Annotated in this window: 16 protein-coding genes and 1 pseudogene; 1 reads left to right on the forward strand and 16 read right to left on the reverse strand. The window is 45.3% G+C overall.

The genetic code is table 11. The features are described from left to right. Positions 1–9: 9 nt before the first annotated feature. From astD to OCU46_RS12870, 15 genes and pseudogenes are all read right to left on the reverse strand, one after another. Positions 10–1,473 (reverse strand): succinylglutamate-semialdehyde dehydrogenase, encoded by a 1,464-nt coding sequence (gene astD / locus OCU46_RS12800; protein WP_141271810.1) that lies wholly within the window; start codon positions 1,471–1,473, stop codon positions 10–12. 23 nt (positions 1,474–1,496) lie between these two features. Beyond that, positions 1,497–2,516, reverse strand: coding sequence for an arginine N-succinyltransferase (gene astA, locus OCU46_RS12805; protein ID WP_141271809.1), 1,020 nt, complete (start codon positions 2,514–2,516; stop codon positions 1,497–1,499). Between the two features lie 23 nt (positions 2,517–2,539). After that, positions 2,540–3,748, reverse strand: a complete 1,209-nt coding sequence (locus OCU46_RS12810; RefSeq protein WP_141271808.1) for an aspartate aminotransferase family protein — start codon at positions 3,746–3,748, stop codon at positions 2,540–2,542. A gap of 275 nt (positions 3,749–4,023) precedes the next feature. Beyond that, positions 4,024–4,614, reverse strand: a complete 591-nt coding sequence (locus OCU46_RS12815) for an aminodeoxychorismate/anthranilate synthase component II (protein WP_141271807.1) — start codon at positions 4,612–4,614, stop codon at positions 4,024–4,026. 72 nt (positions 4,615–4,686) lie between these two features. Continuing rightward, entirely contained in the window at positions 4,687–5,712 is a 1,026-nt protein-coding gene (gene trpS, locus OCU46_RS12820; protein ID WP_141271806.1) for a tryptophan--tRNA ligase, read from the reverse strand. 142 nt (positions 5,713–5,854) lie between these two features. After that, positions 5,855–6,538, reverse strand: coding sequence for a phosphoglycolate phosphatase (locus OCU46_RS12825; RefSeq protein ID WP_141271805.1), 684 nt, complete (start codon positions 6,536–6,538; stop codon positions 5,855–5,857). A gap of 1 nt (position 6,539) precedes the next feature. Further along, positions 6,540–7,211, reverse strand: a complete 672-nt coding sequence (gene rpe / locus OCU46_RS12830) for a ribulose-phosphate 3-epimerase (RefSeq protein WP_141271804.1) — start codon at positions 7,209–7,211, stop codon at positions 6,540–6,542. 111 nt (positions 7,212–7,322) lie between these two features. Further along, on the reverse strand, positions 7,323–8,144 hold the full coding sequence (locus OCU46_RS12835) for a Dam family site-specific DNA-(adenine-N6)-methyltransferase (protein ID WP_141271803.1): 822 nt from the start codon (positions 8,142–8,144) through the stop codon (positions 7,323–7,325). A 67-nt stretch (positions 8,145–8,211) separates the two neighbouring features. After that, positions 8,212–9,633, reverse strand: a complete 1,422-nt coding sequence (locus OCU46_RS12840) for an SPOR domain-containing protein (RefSeq protein WP_141271802.1) — start codon at positions 9,631–9,633, stop codon at positions 8,212–8,214. A 21-nt stretch (positions 9,634–9,654) separates the two neighbouring features. Then, a complete protein-coding gene (gene aroB / locus OCU46_RS12845) occupies positions 9,655–10,758 on the reverse strand; it encodes a 3-dehydroquinate synthase (RefSeq protein WP_141271801.1) in 1,104 nt (367 codons plus the stop codon). Positions 10,759–10,793: 35 nt separating this feature from the next. After that, on the reverse strand, positions 10,794–11,312 hold the full coding sequence (aroK, locus tag OCU46_RS12850; RefSeq protein ID WP_141271800.1) for a shikimate kinase AroK: 519 nt from the start codon (positions 11,310–11,312) through the stop codon (positions 10,794–10,796). A 150-nt stretch (positions 11,313–11,462) separates the two neighbouring features. Then, a pseudogene (gene pilQ / locus OCU46_RS12855) lies at positions 11,463–12,416 on the reverse strand (type IV pilus secretin PilQ); the annotation flags it as partial. Between the two features lie 175 nt (positions 12,417–12,591). Further along, complete coding sequence (locus OCU46_RS12860) at positions 12,592–13,152, reverse strand: hypothetical protein (RefSeq protein WP_141271798.1); 561 nt, start codon at positions 13,150–13,152, stop codon at positions 12,592–12,594. Continuing rightward, positions 13,149–13,694: a hypothetical protein gene (locus tag OCU46_RS12865; protein WP_141271797.1), complete on the reverse strand. Its 546-nt coding sequence runs from the start codon at positions 13,692–13,694 to the stop codon at positions 13,149–13,151. The genes OCU46_RS12860 and OCU46_RS12865 overlap by 4 nt, the downstream gene beginning before the upstream one ends. Beyond that, on the reverse strand, positions 13,691–14,542 hold the full coding sequence (locus tag OCU46_RS12870; RefSeq protein ID WP_141271796.1) for a hypothetical protein: 852 nt from the start codon (positions 14,540–14,542) through the stop codon (positions 13,691–13,693). The genes OCU46_RS12865 and OCU46_RS12870 overlap by 4 nt, the downstream gene beginning before the upstream one ends. Positions 14,543–14,674: 132 nt before the next feature. On the opposite strand from OCU46_RS12870, the gene OCU46_RS12875 reads away from it, so the two are divergent. Then, entirely contained in the window at positions 14,675–17,317 is a 2,643-nt protein-coding gene (locus OCU46_RS12875) for a penicillin-binding protein 1A (protein WP_141271795.1), read from the forward strand. 43 nt (positions 17,318–17,360) lie between these two features. Here the strand turns inward: OCU46_RS12875 and oxyR are convergent, their stop codons facing one another. Then, positions 17,361–18,245: a DNA-binding transcriptional regulator OxyR gene (gene oxyR, locus OCU46_RS12880; RefSeq protein ID WP_141271794.1), complete on the reverse strand. Its 885-nt coding sequence runs from the start codon at positions 18,243–18,245 to the stop codon at positions 17,361–17,363. Between the last annotated feature and the right edge of the window lie 123 nt (positions 18,246–18,368).

Raw genomic sequence — 18,368 nt, forward strand, 5'->3', positions numbered from 1 at the left:
TTGATTGTATTAGTCGAATTGAATACCTGGAGACAATGTCTCTGGCATTATTGGCGCATCTCCTGCTATCGAAGCCATCGGGTATGCACAGTAATCTGCCGCATAGAATGCACTTGGGCGAAGGTTGCCTGACGCACCCGGACCACCGAATGGCGCATCACCGCTCGCACCCGTGATAGGGCGATTACGGTTGACTATGCCTGCTCTGATTTCATCTGAGAAGAGCGCCCACTGAGCATCATCAACAGATATCAGACCGGCGGATAGACCGTATTTGGTGTTATTCGCCAGCTCAATCGCTTGGGCAAAGTCGCTATAGCGAACAATCTGTAGCAATGGTCCAAAATACTCTTCATCGGGCAGTGTCGTGATATCAGTGACATCTAAAATGCTCGGTTCAACAAAGGCATCGTTCAGCAGTTTTCCATCCAGCAGCGGCTTGCCACCAAGGTCGATCAACGTCTGCTTCGCGGTCACAATCTGCTCAGCTGCGCTACGCGAGATGAGCGTCCCCATAAAGGGTTGCTGCTGTGCAAATGGCTGATCCATCTTTAACTGCGCTGTGACCTTCACTAATCGAGCGATGAGTTCATCGCCCGCATCACCTTTCGCGACATACAAGCGTCTAGCACAGGTACACCGTTGCCCAGCACTAATAAAGGCAGACTGCACTACGGTGTGAACCGCGGCATCAAGCTCACCAAAGTCTTCACCAACAATCAGCGGGTTATTGCCGCCCATTTCCAGCGCCAACATTTTTTCAGGTTGCCCAGCAAACTGGCGATGTAGAATATGACCAGTGTTGGCACTACCGGTAAACAAAAGCCCATCAATTTGCGTAGAATCAGCCAGTGCAATGCCAGTATCTTTACCACCTTGAACCAAATTGATTACACCATTAGGTAAGCCTGCTTCATGCCAAAGCTTCACTGCAAGCTCGCCACACAGTGGCGTTAGATCAGAAGGCTTAAAGACTACTGTGTTCCCTGCCAACAACGCAGGTACGATATGCCCGTTAGGAAGGTGTACAGGGAAGTTATACGGACCAAATACCGCTAATACGCCCAAAGGTCTATGCTGCAAAGTCACATCATTACCAGCAACCTGCTTATGCTTTGTGCCTGTGCGCTCATGGTAGGATTTAATCGATAGCGCGATCTTGCCTGCCATCGCAGCGGCTTCAGTACGTGTTTCCCATAATGGCTTGCCTGTCTCTTTAGCAACAGTCTCAGCAACCAGCTCTGCATTTTCTTTAACTAGCTCGGCAAAGCGCAGTACGATTTGCTCACGCTCTTCAAAAGAGCACTTTTTCCAGCTCAAAAACGCATGTCGCGCACTTGAAACGGCCAGTTCAACCTGTCCTTTGCTCGCAGAGTGACCCTGCCAGATCACCTCACTGTTATAAGGGGATAAAGAGTGCACATCATGACCTTGGCCTGAAATCCACTCACCTGCGATAAAATGCGTTTCCATCTAATTCGTCCTTGTTGTTCTGTTTATACCGCCGCCATTCGAACCCAATCACCGTTCTCAACTTGAAGGGCGCTAGCAACTTTAGGGCTGATAATGACGCTTTGAGTTTCAGCATCAAATGCCGCTTGTTGAGCTACCGCTCTGAAGTTTTCAAACGAGGTATTACTAATGAGGTAATTGGTAGAACTGCCGTGCTCTGCAACCGACACTTGCGCCCTAAAGGAATGGCGCACAGTATCAATATTGCGAAGGTCACATTCCACTGTTGGGCCGGCATCGAAGATGTCGACATAGTCTCTACAGGTGAAACCTTCGTTCTCAAGCAATTTCAATGCTGGTCGGGTATTGTCATGCACCTCGCCAATCACCGCCTGTGCCTCTTTACTCAATAGATTGATGTAGATAGGCAACTTTGGCATTAGGTCAGCGATAAAGCCTTTCTTGCCAATACCAGTGAGGTAATCGGCCATAGTAAAGTCGATAGAGAAGAAGTGTTCCTGCAACCACTCCCAAAATGGAGAATTGCCTTTTTCATCGGAAACCCCTCTCATCTCCGCAAAGATCGTTTTAGAGAATCGATGAGGGTGCTCCGCTAACATTAAGAAGCGACACTTAGACATCAATCGGCCGTTCAGTCCACCACGGAACTTAGGACGCAGAAACAAAGTGCAAATTTCACTACACCCAGTGTAGTTGTTACCAAAGGTCAGTAACTTCACGACATTGTTCACGCCCAGTTTTGGCGACGAATGTACAACCTTGCTTATATGGTACGAATAGAAAGGGACGTCCCAGCCTATCGAGGCTTCTATACCTGTGGTGCCTGCTACCTCGCCCGTATCACAATCCACACCGACCATAAGGTAGCCTTCGTCACCCGGTGATGTCACCTCTGGCTTTTGAAAGCTATTCACTGAGTGATCGATTCTATTGGTAAGCAGCTCTTCATTGACTGGCAAAGAGGTAAACCCGTGACCGGACTCCTCTGCACACAGGTGCAATGCATCGTAATCATCCTTTAAAATTGGGCGTACTACTAACATCCCACTATCCTCCTGATAGAAAACTATGCGTTGTATAACTTAGCTACAGCTGCCTCAAAGCGCTCAAATCCTTGCTTGATTTCCTCTGGTGTAATCACCAATGAAGGAGTGAAACGGACCACGTCAGCGCCAGCAATCAGCACCATCAGACCTTCTTCACCGGCAGCAACCAATATGTCACGAGAGCGACCTTTCCAGTCATCATTCAGTTCAGCGCCAAGTAATAAGCCCTTACCTCTGAACTCAGCAAAGATTGGATACTTAGCGTTAATACGTTCTAGCTCTGCTCGGAATAACCCTTCACGCTCTTTTACGCCTTGTAGAACATCGGGTTGAGAAACATGTCCAACAACCGCTTCAGCAACAGCACACGCTAATGGGTTGCCGCCGTAGGTTGAACCGTGAGTACCTACTTTAAGGTGTTTAGCCAGTTTTTCTGTCGTCAGCATCGCGCCTACAGGGAAACCACCACCAAGAGACTTAGCGGTACTCAAGATATCAGGCGTTACTCCCAAACCTTGGTATGCATAGAAGTCACCAGTACGGCCGTTACCCGTTTGCACTTCATCGAAGATCAATAGTGCATTATGCTTATCACACAGCTCACGAACGGTTTGCACGAACTCTGAAGTCGGTGCAATGATGCCACCTTCCCCTTGTAGAGGCTCCATCATTACTGCACAAGTTTCATCGGAGATAGCCGCTTCGAATGCTTGGATGTCGTTGTAAGGGATATGCTCGACATCACCCGGCTTAGGACCAAAACCGTCGGAATAAGCAGATTGACCACCTACTGTGACCGTAAAGAAGGTACGACCATGGAAGCCTTTATTGAAGGCGATGATCTTAGATTTGTGCTCACCAAACTCATCCACAGCATAGCGACGAGCCAGTTTAAGTGCCGCCTCATTGGCTTCTGCGCCAGAGTTGGCAAAGAAGACTTTATCTGCAAAGCTCAGCTCAACCAATTTCTTAGCCAAACGCAAAGCAGGCTCATTGGTCATCACATTACTCAGGTGCCATAACTGATTCGCTTGCTTAGTTAGTGCTTCTACCATCACCGGGTGACAATGACCTAAGCAACTCACCGCGATACCACCAGCAAAATCAACGTATTCCTTATCTTGCTGATCCCAGATTCGCGCCCCTTCACCTCGAACCGGAATTACCGCCATCGGGTTATAACAAGGGACCATAACTTCATCGAAATCTTTACGCGTTACATCTGTCATTTCTGCACTCCTTTTATGCACTCCCCTCGCAATTAAAAAATTCGCTATTTATGCATTGCTGGAGACATTTCCTCTGTACAGGCATTGTATTTACAATTTATTAACCATTTCAAGAGAAAAATACGCCTAATTAGGCTAATTTACCGTGCAAAATGTGAGCAGTGTGACGCTATTCGAGCAAGAAATAGGGAAAGTGATCATGTTGCATAACAAACCTACTTTTTAAATCAAATAAGTAGCAAAAATGTTATGCAAGGAATTTCAATAGATATGCTTTATGTTTGGGGGATGCGAGCAAGGAAGTTAGCTAGGATCTCATGGCCTTGTTCTGTTTTGATCGATTCAGGATGAAACTGTACCGCCTCAACTGGCAGCGTCTTATGACGATAACCCATAATCTCTTTTTGTTGCCCCTTTTCATCGAGAGTCCAAGCGGTTACCTCAAGGCATTCTGGAAGGGTTTCTTTTTCGACAATCAACGAATGATAACGAGTCACCGTCAAAGGATTACTAAGGCCTGTAAATACGCCAGCATTGGTGTGTTGTATTGGTGAGGTTTTACCATGCATGACTTTGTCAGCGCGAATCACCTTACCACCAAGGGCTTGGGCGATGGCTTGATGACCTAGGCATACACCAAGTAGAGGCAACTGCCCCATAAACTCTTGGATGACCTGCAGAGAAATACCGGCTTCATTTGGGGTGCAAGGGCCAGGTGATATGACGATGGCTTGCGGTTTGAGTTCGTGGATCTCGGCAATGGTGATCGCATCGTTACGAACGACCTTAGTGTCACAGCCTAACTCACAAAAATACTGATATAGGTTGTAAGTAAAGGAGTCGTAATTATCAATGATCAACAGCATGCAAGAGTCCAAACTAAAAATGCCACCACCTTGACGGCGATGGCATTCTATCACAACTTATTTGAGCAGGGTCTAAAACGGACGTTTTACAAAGCCAACCGCTTCGAAAACCTTATCTAAAGTCACAGCGGCTTTCGCTGATGCTTTCTCAGCACCCGCTTTCATTACTTCGTTTAAGTACGGCATGTCTTGACGGATGCGATGGTACTCAGATTGAATAGGCTCAAGCATAGCAACAACAGCTTCACCCACATCTTTCTTGAATGGCCCATACATTTCAACGCCTTGGTATTGCGCTTCGATCTCAGCAAAGGTTTTACCCGTAGCCGCAGAGTACAGCCCCATTAGGTTAGCAATACCCGCCTTGTTCTCAATATCATGATGGATACGAGGTGGGTTATCTGGATCCGTTTGCGCCTTATTAATCTTCTTAATGATAGATTTTGGCTCTTCAAGAAGAGTGATAACGTTCTTACGGTTGTCATCTGACTTCGACATTTTCTTGGTCGCATCTTGCAGGCTCATTACGCGAGCATTCACTGTTGGAATGTACGGCTCAGGAACTTGGAAGATTGGCGCTTCCGGCGTGCTGTAGATGTTATTGAAACGGTTTGCGATATCGCGAGCTAACTCTAGGTGTTGCTTCTGGTCGTTACCGACTGGCACTTGGTGTGCACCGTACAACAAAATATCAGCAGCCATCAACACTGGGTAATCATACAAACCCACGTTAACGTCATTAGCGTAGCGCTGAGATTTATCTTTAAACTGCGTCATGCGGTTTAGCTCACCCATTTGGGTGTAACAGTTCAGAATCCAACCTAGTTGAGCATGCTCTGGTACGTGAGATTGCACAAACAGTGTGCTTTTCTCTGGCGTAACACCTACAGCAAGACAGATAGCAAGTGCGTCTAGTGTTGCTTCGTGCAATGCCTTCGCGTCTTGACGAACCGTGATAGCATGAAGGTCAACAACACAGTACTGGCAGTCGTAATCATCTTGCATCTGATGCCACTGACGCAAAGCACCAAGATAGTTGCCAATGCTTAATTCACCAGACGGCTGAACACCGCTCAACACTATTGGTTTAGTGGTCATGATAATTACTTCCTCAATACTTCTAAAATAAAAATTTTGTACGATAAAGCAGTGTACTCATCGATGAGTATATTGGAAGGAAAAAAACAGGAAAATGAGCCTAAGTTGGAATTTCATATCAACTTAAGCTCATTACTTGGTTTTAACAGCGAGTGAGTAACTCTGGCAGTTGAGAGAGATCTTGAATCAAGTGATCTGGGTTCGCTTGTTCGATAGGTTCGCCATGGTTATATCCATATGGCAAAGCGACAGACATGACTCCAGCATTTTTGGCTGCCAATATGTCGTTTTTAGAATCACCAATCATAACGGTCTCAGAAAGAGACGCTTGGTACTTGCCCATTAGATGCGTCAATGGCAAAGGATCTGGTTTTTTCTTGGCAAGGCTGTCCCCACCTAAAACGTCAATAAACAGATCATCAATACCGTGTTGAGCGAGAATCTCGGGCACAAACTGGTACGGTTTATTAGTAATAACCGCAAGTTGATAGCCCGCTTCGTGCAACGCTCGCAGCGACTCTTTTACTCTAGGGTATAGAGTACTTTGCGTGTGTCCACACTCTGCGTAGAAGCGATCAAAATGCGCTCTCGCTTCGCTCTTGGACTCATCTGTTAGGCTTAGATCAATTTCGATATCTTGGCTCAAGGCTCTCGCAACAAGAGTATCTGCTCCGTTGCCAACCCAATCTCTTACCTGAGCTTCTGATGCGCCCGGTCTTCCCATCGCTTTCATGGCAAGATCGACTGCTGTGGTCAGGTCGGGAACGCTATCAAGTAGCGTTCCATCAAGGTCAAAGGCAAGAAGCTTAATAGTATTTGACGACAAGTTATTTCACCTTAGCCAGTTCAGCACGCATTTCATCAATCACTTGCTTGTAATCAGGCTGATTAAAGATAGCTGAACCTGCAACAAACATATCTGCGCCGGCTTCAGCAATCTCGCGAATATTGTCTACCTTCACGCCACCATCAATCTCTAAGCGAATATCGCGACCGCTCGCGTCAATACGTTCACGTACTGCTCGCAGTTTATCTAGAGTACTTGGAATGAAAGACTGACCACCAAAGCCAGGATTTACTGACATCAGCAAGATCATATCAACCTTATCCATGATGTAGTCCAAGTGAGATAGAGGTGTTGCAGGATTTAATACTACGCCAGCCTTACAACCATGCTCTTTAATCAGTTGCAGAGTACGGTCAACGTGCTCAGATGCTTCAACATGGAAGGTGATCATGCTTGCGCCAGCTTTGGCAAACTCAGGGACGATAGCATCAACAGGCTTAACCATTAGATGAACATCGATAGGTGCAGTAATTCCATAATCACGCAGTGCCTTACAGATCGGGGCACCAAAGGTCAGGTTTGGAACGTAGTGGTTGTCCATCACATCAAAATGCACTACATCGGCGCCAGCTGCGAGCACACGCTCAACATCTTCACCTAAACGAGCAAAATCCGCGGATAAAATAGATGGAGCAATAAGAAAATCGGTCATACCTGTCCCCTGTATAAGGCGTTCAATTTGCGCGCAATTCTACAAAAGCAAACGATAAACTAAAAGGACAAATTTGAAATGATTATGATTGTTGCGATAACAGAGGAGAAATTAGTCCGCGCTATTAAATAGAGCCAGCAATTCATCCACCTTATTTCGTCCCGCACCATTTCGACTGATCGTACGTTTAACCTTAACCACATTCAGTTCAGCGCCATGGTATAAACGACGAGTGAGCATGGTATCGTGATTGGAAATCAGTACAGGTATGCCACGCTTAGTCGCTGTGCGCTCTGCAACATCAGCCAAAGCCGCTTGGTCATCTAAAGAGAAACCATTGCCAGAGTAAGTGGTAAAGTTCGCTGTGGTAGATAAAGGCGCATAAGGAGGATCGCAGTAAACCACACTCCCCTTGCGAGCACGCTTAAAGGTTTCTAAATAACCCTCACAGACAAATGTCGCCTTTTTGGCTTTCTCAGCAAAAAATTCGAGCTCTTGCTCTGGAAAATACGGCTTCTTGTAGGAACCAAAAGGTACATTGAATCCGCCCTTCTTGTTGTATCGACACAGGCCATTAAAACCAAATCGATTCATATACAAAAAAGCGACAGAGCGGAAAAGAATGTCATCGGTAGCGTTAAACTGCCTACGAACCTCCAAATACACCTCTTTTTGGTTGTATTCAGGCGTAAACATACGCTTGGCCTCATTGATATAGGCCTGAGGATCATTCTTCAGTAGGTTATAAAGATTGATTAAATCTGGGTTAATGTCTGCTAACAAATACTGCTCATAGTCAGTATTTAAGAAAACCGAGCCTGCACCAACAAAAGGTTCAACCAGCTTTTTTGCTTGTGGCAGATGACGCTGAATATCATCAACGAGTCCATACTTGCCACCTGCCCACTTTAAAAAGGCACGTTGTTTTTTCATTGCCGGTCTTCACTACCCATAATTTATAGGACGCGGAATGTAACATAAAACGAAGCTCATCTCAGCGTTATTTTCCTGCTTCAATCTCTTTATGCACTTGTGTCATAGACTTAACCCAAGGCCCCACCTCTTGAACCGCCTCTGGCAGCTCAGCAATACCTTGGCTAGCTAGCTTCACGTAGCGATAGTCACCGTAAGTAATGATGTACCATTTCTTTCCTGAGCGAAGCGTAGGATAGATTCGAGTTTCATTTTGCATCTGGTGGGTATCAAGGAAGGATTGCACCTCGCGCATAGTTCTCAATGCGCCAAGCTGAATCGTGTAACGCTTCGCACTGATTTCCTTCAGCTCTTCTCTAGAAAAAGAGAAATTAACCGCGTTACTTAGCGGCTTGTCTTCACTTTTTGCCACAGGTTCAACTTGTTTAGGTTGTGGCGCTGCTACCTGAGATTCAGTCTCTATTAGTGAATCAACAACCTCATCAGGGACGACCACTCGCTGTCTGCCGTTGCTATTGTCCGCCAAGGTGACTGTTTTATCCGTCACTGGAGGGGGCAATTCCTTGGTATCATCGATAAGGGTGTCTTGCTCTTTAACCGAAAAGTCCACCACCTCACTGCTCTCACCAGATAGCGATAACTCGTTTTGATTTTCTACACTTTCAGACGGCGTTATTGGAACAGGCTCGTTGCCTGTCGGCTTGCCTGAACCCGATAGTAACCACCAAGTGAGCAGACCTAATAAAATAACGAGCAAGGTAATAATAATGCCAGATTTGGCAGAGCCATTATGCGAAGGCAAGGCTGATTTAGTTGATTTCACTTTATTTCCTAGTGCAATGAGCTCACCCGGGTATCGAGCACATCGCTGTGCTTTCTTGCGGATTTTATCGCGTTTCTTGAGGCTTTCGAATTTACGAAGGACCATCAACTCTAAAAAGAACTCCGCTTCACTTTGACGAAGTGGCTCAATTTTTAGCTCTGTCGGCTGCACATTAAATTGCCGACTTAGTGGCAACACTTTCTTGCTTAACAAGTCAGGGCCACATGCCAAAATTAAACTCAGAGTCCAGGTAGGGTGTGCTTGAATGCGCTCCACCAAACTCCAAAGTAAAAGTAGGTTCTCTTCGGAGAGTAAGCTGGCATCATCAACCAAGATAACAAACTCGGTCGTTTGCAATCCTAATTCATTATCTAGATTCTCAAAAAGACTAAGGTCGGCATCGAATGTGCCATTAGGGATAAGTTGTTGAAATAGCGTTTGCTTGATGTCCAGTTCAGACGAGGAAGCATCACCTAACAGCAGTGCTTTATAGCGAGTAGAAACGAAGTGCGAGAAGTAACGGTTGAGGAGCCAAGATTTACCAGCTCCCCTTGCGCCAATAAAAGTAACGAGATTTGAACCAAATCGAGTCATGAGACGCAGCTTATCAAGCAGCTGCGACTGAGACTGTAATTCTAATGTCCTTGTTTTCTGAGCCTTGCTCATCAACTATCCCTATGTGTTACTTTACTCTCGCCCGTCCTCAATTGCTTGGTAGACATGGTCTAGGTCAATATCGCTTACAACCTTAGAGCTACCAATTGCATCTGGTAATACTAAGCGTAGACGACCTGATAAAACTTTTTTGTCTCGCATCATATGCTTCATGAAGTCTTCACCCGACATGCTCTCAGGTGTATGAACCGGCAAATGACAGGCTTCCAGTAGTGATTTTATTCTATCTACATCGATAGAACCAAGCATACCAGCGTGAGCTGCGGCTCTTGCAGCCATCACTGTTCCAGAAGAAACAGCCTCACCATGCAACCATTTACCATATCCTAATTCGGCCTCAATAGCATGACCAAAAGTATGACCCAGATTCAATAATGCTCGAACACCTGACTCTTTTTCGTCTTGAGCAACAACATCAGCCTTAATTTGACAACAGTTTGCTATCGCTTTAGTGATCGATGAGCTTTCCAGAGCAGTTAAAGACTGTATATGCTGTTCTATCCACTCAAAGAAAGGCTTATCAATAATAATACCGTACTTAACAACCTCTGCCATGCCAGCAGCAAACTCTCTGTCAGGTAGGGTGGCTAAGGTATCAATATCAATGATCACTGATTTAGGCTGGTAGAAGGCACCAATCATGTTTTTGCCCAAGGGGTGATTGACCGCTGTTTTGCCACCAACGGAAGAATCCACTTGAGACAATAGCGTGGTTGGGATCTGAACGAAATCAACGCCTCGTTGGTAGCATGCCGCTACAAAGCCAACTAAGTCACCAATGACACCACCGCCCAGTGCTACCAAAAGCACATCACGGCTGTAGTTTTCCTCTAGCAAAAAGCTCATTACATCGTTGAAGGTCTCCAACGATTTGAACTGTTCACCATCAGGAAGCTCAAGTACTCGAGTTTTACACCCTAGTTCAGTGAATTGATGCTTAACTTTTTCAGCGTACAAAGGACCCACAGTTGTATTAGTGATAATAACAACTTGTTGTTGTGATAGGTCTTTAGATGATGGGAAAAGACTTGAAAAGAGGGCTGGGTCACCCAATAACCCAGCGCCAATTGAAATCGGGTAGCTTCGCTCCCCTAAACTTACCGTGATCCGTTCCATGGGATGCACTCCTCAGTAAGATTAACGTTGGAAGATTAACGCTCTTCCAACATTTTAACGATCTGATTTGCAACTACTTTTGCGCTCTGATCATCAGTTTTAACTGTGTAGTCTGCAACTTCTTCATACTGTGGGTTACGCTGTGCAGCCAAAGCCTCAAGAACCTCACGAGGCTCATCAGTTTGCAGAAGCGGACGCTTTTTATCGCGGTTCGTACGAGCAAGTTGTTTTTCGATAGTAGTTTCTAGATACACTACTACACCACGTGCAGATAGACGGTTGCGGTTTTCTTTACTCATTACTGAGCCGCCACCAGTCGCAAGAACGATACCCTGTTCTTGGGTAAGGTCGTTGATAACACCCTCTTCACGCTTGCGGAAGCCTTCTTCGCCTTCCACATCGAATACCCAAGCGATATCAGCGCCAGTGCGCTCTTCGATTACCGTATCAGAATCAACAAACTCCATATGAAGTTGTTGTGCTAGGTGTCTACCTATTGTGCTTTTGCCGGCGCCCATTGGGCCAACAAGGAAAATATTACGTTTCTCAGCCATGTTCAGCAGTATTTTACAACGTTAAAGTCAAATTACATCGCCATCTCTGCCGCTGCTATAAAAGTCAGGGTTGATGAGTGGCGCCAAGTTCCTCACAGATGAATCGTGATAAGACCCGAAATTATCTGGATTTGCCATCAACAATGCAAATTATATTTTATCTTTTTTTGGAAACAGGATCGAAGGCGTAACAAATATCAGTAACTCACTACGACCGAACTTGTCTGAAGTGCGCTTAAAAAAGCGACCAAGCCAAGGAATATCAGATAGATACGGAACTTTCTCCACATTGCGCGTAATTGTTTTTTGATAGATACCACCTAACACTATGGTCTCACCATTATTCACCAAAACTTGTGTTTGAATACGCTGAGTATCAATAGCAACTGATTCGCCTATCCCTGTTTTAACCACTTGACCCGGTCTGTCTTGGGTAACATGCAGATCCAGAACCAATTTATTGTCTGGCGTAATTTGTGGCACCACCTTAAGACTGAGCACCGCTTTTCTGAAGGAAATTGATGTTGCGCCACTGGATGCAGCCTCAAGATAGGGAATCTCTGAGCCTTGCTCAATATAAGCTGGCTGCTTGTTAGTTGTGATAAGTCTAGGACTAGAGATAATTTCCGCTCGAGACTCCGCTTGTAAGGCAGATAACTCTAGATCCAGTAGGGTATCAGACCCGAGCTTTGCCAGTTGAAAAGCTAAGGTTGACGCATTGGGGTTAGCCAAACCAAGGTTCACATTTAGGTGATCCTCAAGCTCCATACTGCCTTTTGAAGCCTCGATGCTTGGTGTGATTTTTGAGTCGACGTTAATATTGGTAAATCCCCAGCGCACGCCTATCTCATCTAACTCTCCTTCATTGATTGTCACTATTCTCGCTTCTATTTGAACTTGTTTAACGGGGATGTCGAGTGAATCAATAATCTCAGTAATCCGTTGCAGATTATCGGGATGATCATAGATCAACAGAGCATTGGTTCTTTCATCTACCGCAATCAAACCAAGCTCAGAAACCGTCCCTACTCTGCGATGATGATCGAGAATAGAAGCGATATCCGATGCTTTAGCGTATTTAATGGCAAACAATTGAGAGTCAAGTCTGACGGGAGTTGATACTCGGGTGGGTTCTAAAGTTTTAAGCGGAGAGGCAACTTCTCGAGACTCGACGATTGGTTCGACTTTCTCATTAATTGAAGAGAACCACTGAGGTTCATCTGCCCAAGAGAATGGTCCGCAAAACAAGGAAATGACAAAAAAATAAAACAGGCGCATATTATTGCGACTCGGCGCTTTCAGCGATAAAAAAGGCCAGTATTAATCGCCCATCAATCAAGGTTATATCAACAGAGTCCCTAGAAAGACTCATTTCCTTGATGGTGACCACCTCAGAAAAGCGAAGAGTCATTCTCAAGAACTGTGCTATCTCTGGGTAGGTGCCTTTGAGGTCTAAAACTAGATGCTGACTATTCTGTTCTTGCTCCCAGCGCCACGAAGATACATTCACCGATGAGCCTATCAAACCTGATGATAGATAGTTAAACACCTGAGTTTTAGATAGCGGGTTAGATCCGATGTTTGCTTGTTCTAAGTACCTAGTTCGATAATCAATCTTCTGGTCATCCAACTGCTTCAGTTTGCTTAAATACATAAAGTGGCTCTGTTGCTGCAAAGCAAGTTCGTCAAGTAATTGCCTCTGAATGGTCTGGGTATGTTGCCCCCAAGCCAACCATATAACCGCAGCAATAATCAACGCAACAACAAGACCGAAGGTGCTCACCCACTTTATAGGAAGTTGAAATAATCGCTGCCAATCATAAAAAAATAGCCAACTCAAAATGGATCACTGCCTAGCTGAAAGGAAATTTTAAACCGATTTGAGCTTTCACCTTTTTCAGTCGTCACTGGCATCAAGTGTTCAATCTGTAGATTTCTCACCTGAGGTTCACTGGCTAGGCCGTCAAGAAATGGCCTCAACTGATGAACGGCCTCGACACTCCCTTCTATGACGCATTGTTGCAACTGACAATGAAGCGCTAATAAACTGATGCCCTCGACCGAAGATTTTTCAGGCAACACATCTAGGGGTAAAGGCAACTGTCTAAGACGCAACTGGTTTTGTAATTGAACAAGCCTCTGTTGCCATATTGCTTGCTCACTCATCTCTCCCACTTCATCTGCGTAAATTTGCTTTACCTTCGTCACTTCTGATTGAAGGGTATTAAGCTCAGTTTCCAGATTATGTTGATACTGCCGTTCGAGAAAGTTAATCACTATAAACCCGAGGATGACAACTAAGCTTGGCGCACTCACTCGAGTGACAAACTGCCATTTTTGCAAACGTGCTTGTTGCTCTCGCCAAGGAAGCAGGTTGATCACTGACAAGCCTTAGACCAACAATAAGCACCCAATGCGCACGCCAATGCAGGGTAACTTGCAGTAAACGAGGGTAAGCTTTGACCGATAAGAGTATGCGATACATCGATTAACTTGAGATCGGGGCTATGGTTGAACCACTTATTAAGCTCAGCAATCCTATCTGTGCATCCATATACCAGTAAAGTCACGCTCTCCTCCTCCGAATTCATTGATAAACTAGAAAAGGCATGAGTTAAGTTCTCAATAAATACAGATAAATCCTGTCCAGTAATATCAACAACCATTGGCAGGCTCTGCTCATTGAGTGATATCACTATCATTCGGCTTTCCGTTATTTCGATAAAGCCGTCAGCTTTACCCCCACAGTGCACCTCCACCTCATTGCTCAGTGTACGTAGATCGGTCAATGCCCAACCCACAACATCGACCGACAATTCGCATTGTTTCATCAAGCTTGTGAGTGCTTCTTTTTTACAGATGTAGAGTTCTAGCTTTTGCTCGCCATCCAACAACTGGCCTTTTCTATAGTCATGAACCAACTCCTCTTTAGTGATGGCGGTAGATAGCTGCTCCTGAACCTGCATTAGGGTCTCGTTTTCAGATAACGATGCATTTATTACAGAACTTTTACTTAACACCTCTTCAAAATTTAGGCTGATTGACACACAATTTCGCCATCTAGGTAACCGCTTTTTTAACTTTACCCATGTGCTTTTCCAGTCTTGTTTATCTTCCAGCAAAAAGGTGAACGAAGAGTCTATTTTCCAACCCGCTTTGCGGCGACGGATCACGACACAATCCAGATTATTTTGACGCACCGAAATGCCAGAATATGTGGAATAAAGCATACAAATCCCTATTAAATGCGATAAAGATCAAAAATATAGGTAGCAGGTTAAAAAAGGGGTTACACTAAGTTATTGTTTACGCTCGTTATAAAACTGAGCAAATTTCAATCTTCCAAAAACAAGGAAACTTGGGTGAAGTTCATAAAGATTACATTGGTCCTTGCACTGGCTTGCATAGTTCTTGGGCTAGGTACAATTTTTGGTTTTTATTACTATCTAAAACCACAATTGCCAGACGTGGCAACGTTGAAAGATGTTGAACTGCAGACACCGATGCAGGTGTATACACACGATGGAAAACTGATTGCTCAGTTCGGTGAAAAACGCCGTATTCCTCTCAAGCTGGACGAAATACCGCAAGAGTTGATAGACGCAGTCATTGCCACCGAAGACAGCCGTTTCTATGAACACTTTGGCTTTGACCCAATTGGTATTACTCGTGCCGCAGTAGCAGTTATCTCAACAGGTTCTGCCAGCCAAGGTGCAAGTACCATTACCCAGCAGTTAGCCAGAAACTTCTTCTTGTCCAACGAGAAGAAAATAATGCGAAAGATCAAAGAGATCTTTATCGCTGTTCATATTGAGCAGCTGCTGACTAAGCAAGAAATCCTTGAGCTTTACCTGAACAAAATCTACCTAGGGCACCGCTCTTACGGTGTCGGTGCGGCAGCGCAGGTTTACTTTGGTAAAGAATTGAAAGATTTGACTCTAGGCGAACTCGCTGTAATTGCCGGTCTGCCTAAAGCCCCATCCACCATGAACCCTATCTACTCTATCGATCGTGCTACCACACGACGTAATGTCGTTTTGGGTCGTATGTTGGCAGAAAACAAGATCACTCAAGCTCAGTTTGATGACGCTCGCGCAGAAGATCTTACTGGTGAAGCTCATGGTGCAGAGATTCAGGTTAGAGCTCCTTACGTAGCTGAAATCGCTCGTGCATGGATGGTTAAGAAGTTCGGTGAAGAAGAAGCCTATACCTCTGGCATGCGCATCTACACAACCGTTGACTCTAAATTGCAAAACGCTGCCAATATCGCCGCAGTTAATAACCTAATCAGCTACGATGAGCGCCACGGTTATCGAGGTGAAGAGAAAATTGCTTGGGAACCATCTGCAACCGCAATGGCTCAGGACGAACTTCAACAATACCTTCGTTCTCAACCTAGCTACGGCGCTATGCGTCCGGCAGTAGTGACCAAAGTGGAAGGCCAAACAGCTCAGGTTTATGTTAAGAGTCATGGCTACCAAACGATTGAATGGGATGGCATGAGTTGGGCTCGCCGCTTCAAAACAGATGAGCGCCAAGGCCCTGCACCGAAAAGTGCTTCTGACATTGTCGAAGTAGGTCAACAAGTCTGGGTTCGCCCAACTGATATTGCTCGCGCATTAACCCCTGCCCCTACAACGGAAGCAGAGGAAGAAGCAGCAGAAGAACAGCAACCGATCGTATGGCGATTGAGCCAGATCCCGAATGCGAATACGGCGATGGTCTCTATTGAGCCAACATCAGGTCGTGTGACTTCTTTAGTGGGCGGCTTTAACTTTGTACACAACAAGTTTAACCGTGCTACGCAGTCTCTACGTCAGGTGGGCTCTAGTATCAAACCATTCATCTATTCCGCTGCGATTGATGAGGGTATGACTCTAGCCACTTTGATCAACGACGCTCCTATTAACCAATGGGATGAGAGTGCAGGAACCGCATGGCGACCAAAGAACTCACCACCAACCTACCTTGGTCCAACACGCCTTCGTATTGGTCTTGCTCAATCGAAAAACGTAATGGCGGTTCGTGTTCTACGCTCTGTTGGCCTTGATGAGACACGTGATTACCTCACTCGATTTGGCTTTGCCAAAGAGAATACTCCACGCTCAGAGACCATTGCCTTAGGTGCAGGTAGCTTAACACCAGTACAAATGGCTCAGGGTTACTCAGTATTTGCCAATGGCGGTTACTATGTAGAACCTTTCTACATCGAACGCGTTGAAAATCCATATGGAGAGGTACGTTTCGAGGCAAATCCAACGGTTATCTGTAAAAAGAACTGTGACAACGAGCTAGTGACCGATGTTTCAGAGTATGCAGAGAACAAAGACATTGAGCTTACCGAACTGACCAATGAGGAAGGCGAGAAGGTAGAATCGGTAGACGACACCCCTCGCTACGCACCTCGCGTTATCACTCCACAAACTGCATTCCTAGTTCGTGAAATGATGTACAGCAATGTTTGGGGTGGCGGTAATTGGTCTAAAGGCACAGGCTGGAACGGTACAGGTTTCCGCGCTCAAGCGCTAAAACGCCGAGATATTGGCGGCAAAACAGGTACGACTAACTCTTCGAAAGATGCATGGTATAGCGGTTATGGTCCAAACGTAGTTGCTGTAACCTGGGTTGGATTCGATAGTCATGACCGTAATCTTGGCCGTACCGAAAAAAACACTAACCTAGGTAAAAGCCAAGTATCTGGTGGTGAAGCTGGCGCACGAACAGCCCAACCAGCATGGGTAGACTTCATGAAAGTCGCATTAGAAGACACACCAGTACAACGCAAACGTGTACCACGCAAGATTATTCAGGCACGTATTGATCGCAGTTCTGGATTACTGACTCAAAAAGCCGATGAAACATCTCGCTTTGAGTACTTCTTGCAGGGCACAGCACCAACGGAATACGAACCAGACAACTCTAGCAATAGCCTATATGGAGACGATATCTTCTCTAGTGGCGCCTCAGATGATGAGGATAGCGAAGAGAGTGGAAGCTTGTTCTAACCAACAATAAAAAAAGACCCGGCCAATTTGGCCGGGTCTTTTTTTAGTTCAAGCAGTCTGAGATGTAGCGGGCCAGAGATTCAAATCTTGGTTTGAATGGTGAACCAGGACGATAAGCCAACACTAATTTGCGACATGGCGTTGGATTTTCAGCTGGAATATAACTCACCCCATCCTTAGATTTTTCGCGCGGTACGGCAAGTTCAGGTAACAAGGTAATGCCACTGCCCGCAGCTACCATATTTCTCAATGTCTCTAAGCTGGTTGCTTTGAATCGATGATCATCTTCAGCACCTGCTGCAAAGCAGTATCCTAAAGCCTGATCTCTCAAGCAATGCCCATCCCCCAGTGAAAGCACAGTATTACCATTGAGTTTTTGCATATCAAAACTCGACAGTCCTCCCCACGGGTGATTCTCTGGAACTGCAATCATCAGCGGCTCTTCATAGATCTCGAGCTCTTTGAAGGGCTCAGTTTCCTTTACCGCAGCCAAAATAAGGCAGTCTAACTTCCCTTCTTCTAATTGTGCTACCAATTGATGGGTTTGCGCCTCATAAAGGAACAGTTCTAGGTCTGGAAAATCTTGCTTTATCTTTGGAACTATCATTGGCATCAGGTATGGGCCTACTGTAGGAATAAAGCCTATATGTATCGGCCCCTCCATCGAGTCTCCTTGGGCACTCGCCATCTCTGTGAATTGCTTTACCTCAGACAGTATCTTTTTGGCCTGTTCCACCAATAGCAATCCAGCATCGGTAAACAACACCTTGCGACTACTGCGCTCCAGTAAAGCGGTTCCCAATTCATCTTCTAGTTTGCGGATTTGTCCACTCAAGGTCGGTTGACTGACAAAGCACGCCTCTGCGGCTTTTCGAAAATGCTTATGCTCAGCTAAAGACACCAAATATTCAAAATCTCTAATGTTCATTTCTATGATCTCGATAATATTTACCTATTGAAACAATAGCATCAAACGGTTATATCTATCAAAAGAAATCATTAATAATGGCTTCAACAAAACAGAAAGGGCTAAGTCCCTAACTTAAAAATT

Origin of the sequence: Vibrio comitans (assembly GCA_024346835.1) — a bacterium.
GTDB lineage: Bacteria > Pseudomonadota > Gammaproteobacteria > Enterobacterales > Vibrionaceae > Vibrio > Vibrio comitans.

Bases quoted from the DNA above. Each gene is read 5' to 3' on its own strand.
- astD (WP_141271810.1), bottom strand. From the start codon at position 1,473: ATGGAAACGCATTTTATCGCAGGTGAGTGGATTTCAGGCCAAGGTCAT.
- astA (WP_141271809.1), bottom strand. From the start codon at position 2,516: ATGTTAGTAGTACGCCCAATTTTAAAGGATGATTACGATGCATTGCAC.
- OCU46_RS12810 (WP_141271808.1), bottom strand. From the start codon at position 3,748: ATGACAGATGTAACGCGTAAAGATTTCGATGAAGTTATGGTCCCTTGT.
- OCU46_RS12815 (WP_141271807.1), bottom strand. From the start codon at position 4,614: ATGCTGTTGATCATTGATAATTACGACTCCTTTACTTACAACCTATAT.
- trpS (WP_141271806.1), bottom strand. From the start codon at position 5,712: ATGACCACTAAACCAATAGTGTTGAGCGGTGTTCAGCCGTCTGGTGAA.
- rpe (WP_141271804.1), bottom strand. From the start codon at position 7,211: ATGACCGATTTTCTTATTGCTCCATCTATTTTATCCGCGGATTTTGCT.
- OCU46_RS12835 (WP_141271803.1), bottom strand. From the start codon at position 8,144: ATGAAAAAACAACGTGCCTTTTTAAAGTGGGCAGGTGGCAAGTATGGA.
- OCU46_RS12840 (WP_141271802.1), bottom strand. From the start codon at position 9,633: ATGAGCAAGGCTCAGAAAACAAGGACATTAGAATTACAGTCTCAGTCG.
- aroB (WP_141271801.1), bottom strand. From the start codon at position 10,758: ATGGAACGGATCACGGTAAGTTTAGGGGAGCGAAGCTACCCGATTTCA.
- aroK (WP_141271800.1), bottom strand. From the start codon at position 11,312: ATGGCTGAGAAACGTAATATTTTCCTTGTTGGCCCAATGGGCGCCGGC.
- OCU46_RS12870 (WP_141271796.1), bottom strand. From the start codon at position 14,542: ATGCTTTATTCCACATATTCTGGCATTTCGGTGCGTCAAAATAATCTG.
- oxyR (WP_141271794.1), bottom strand. From the start codon at position 18,245: ATGAACATTAGAGATTTTGAATATTTGGTGTCTTTAGCTGAGCATAAG.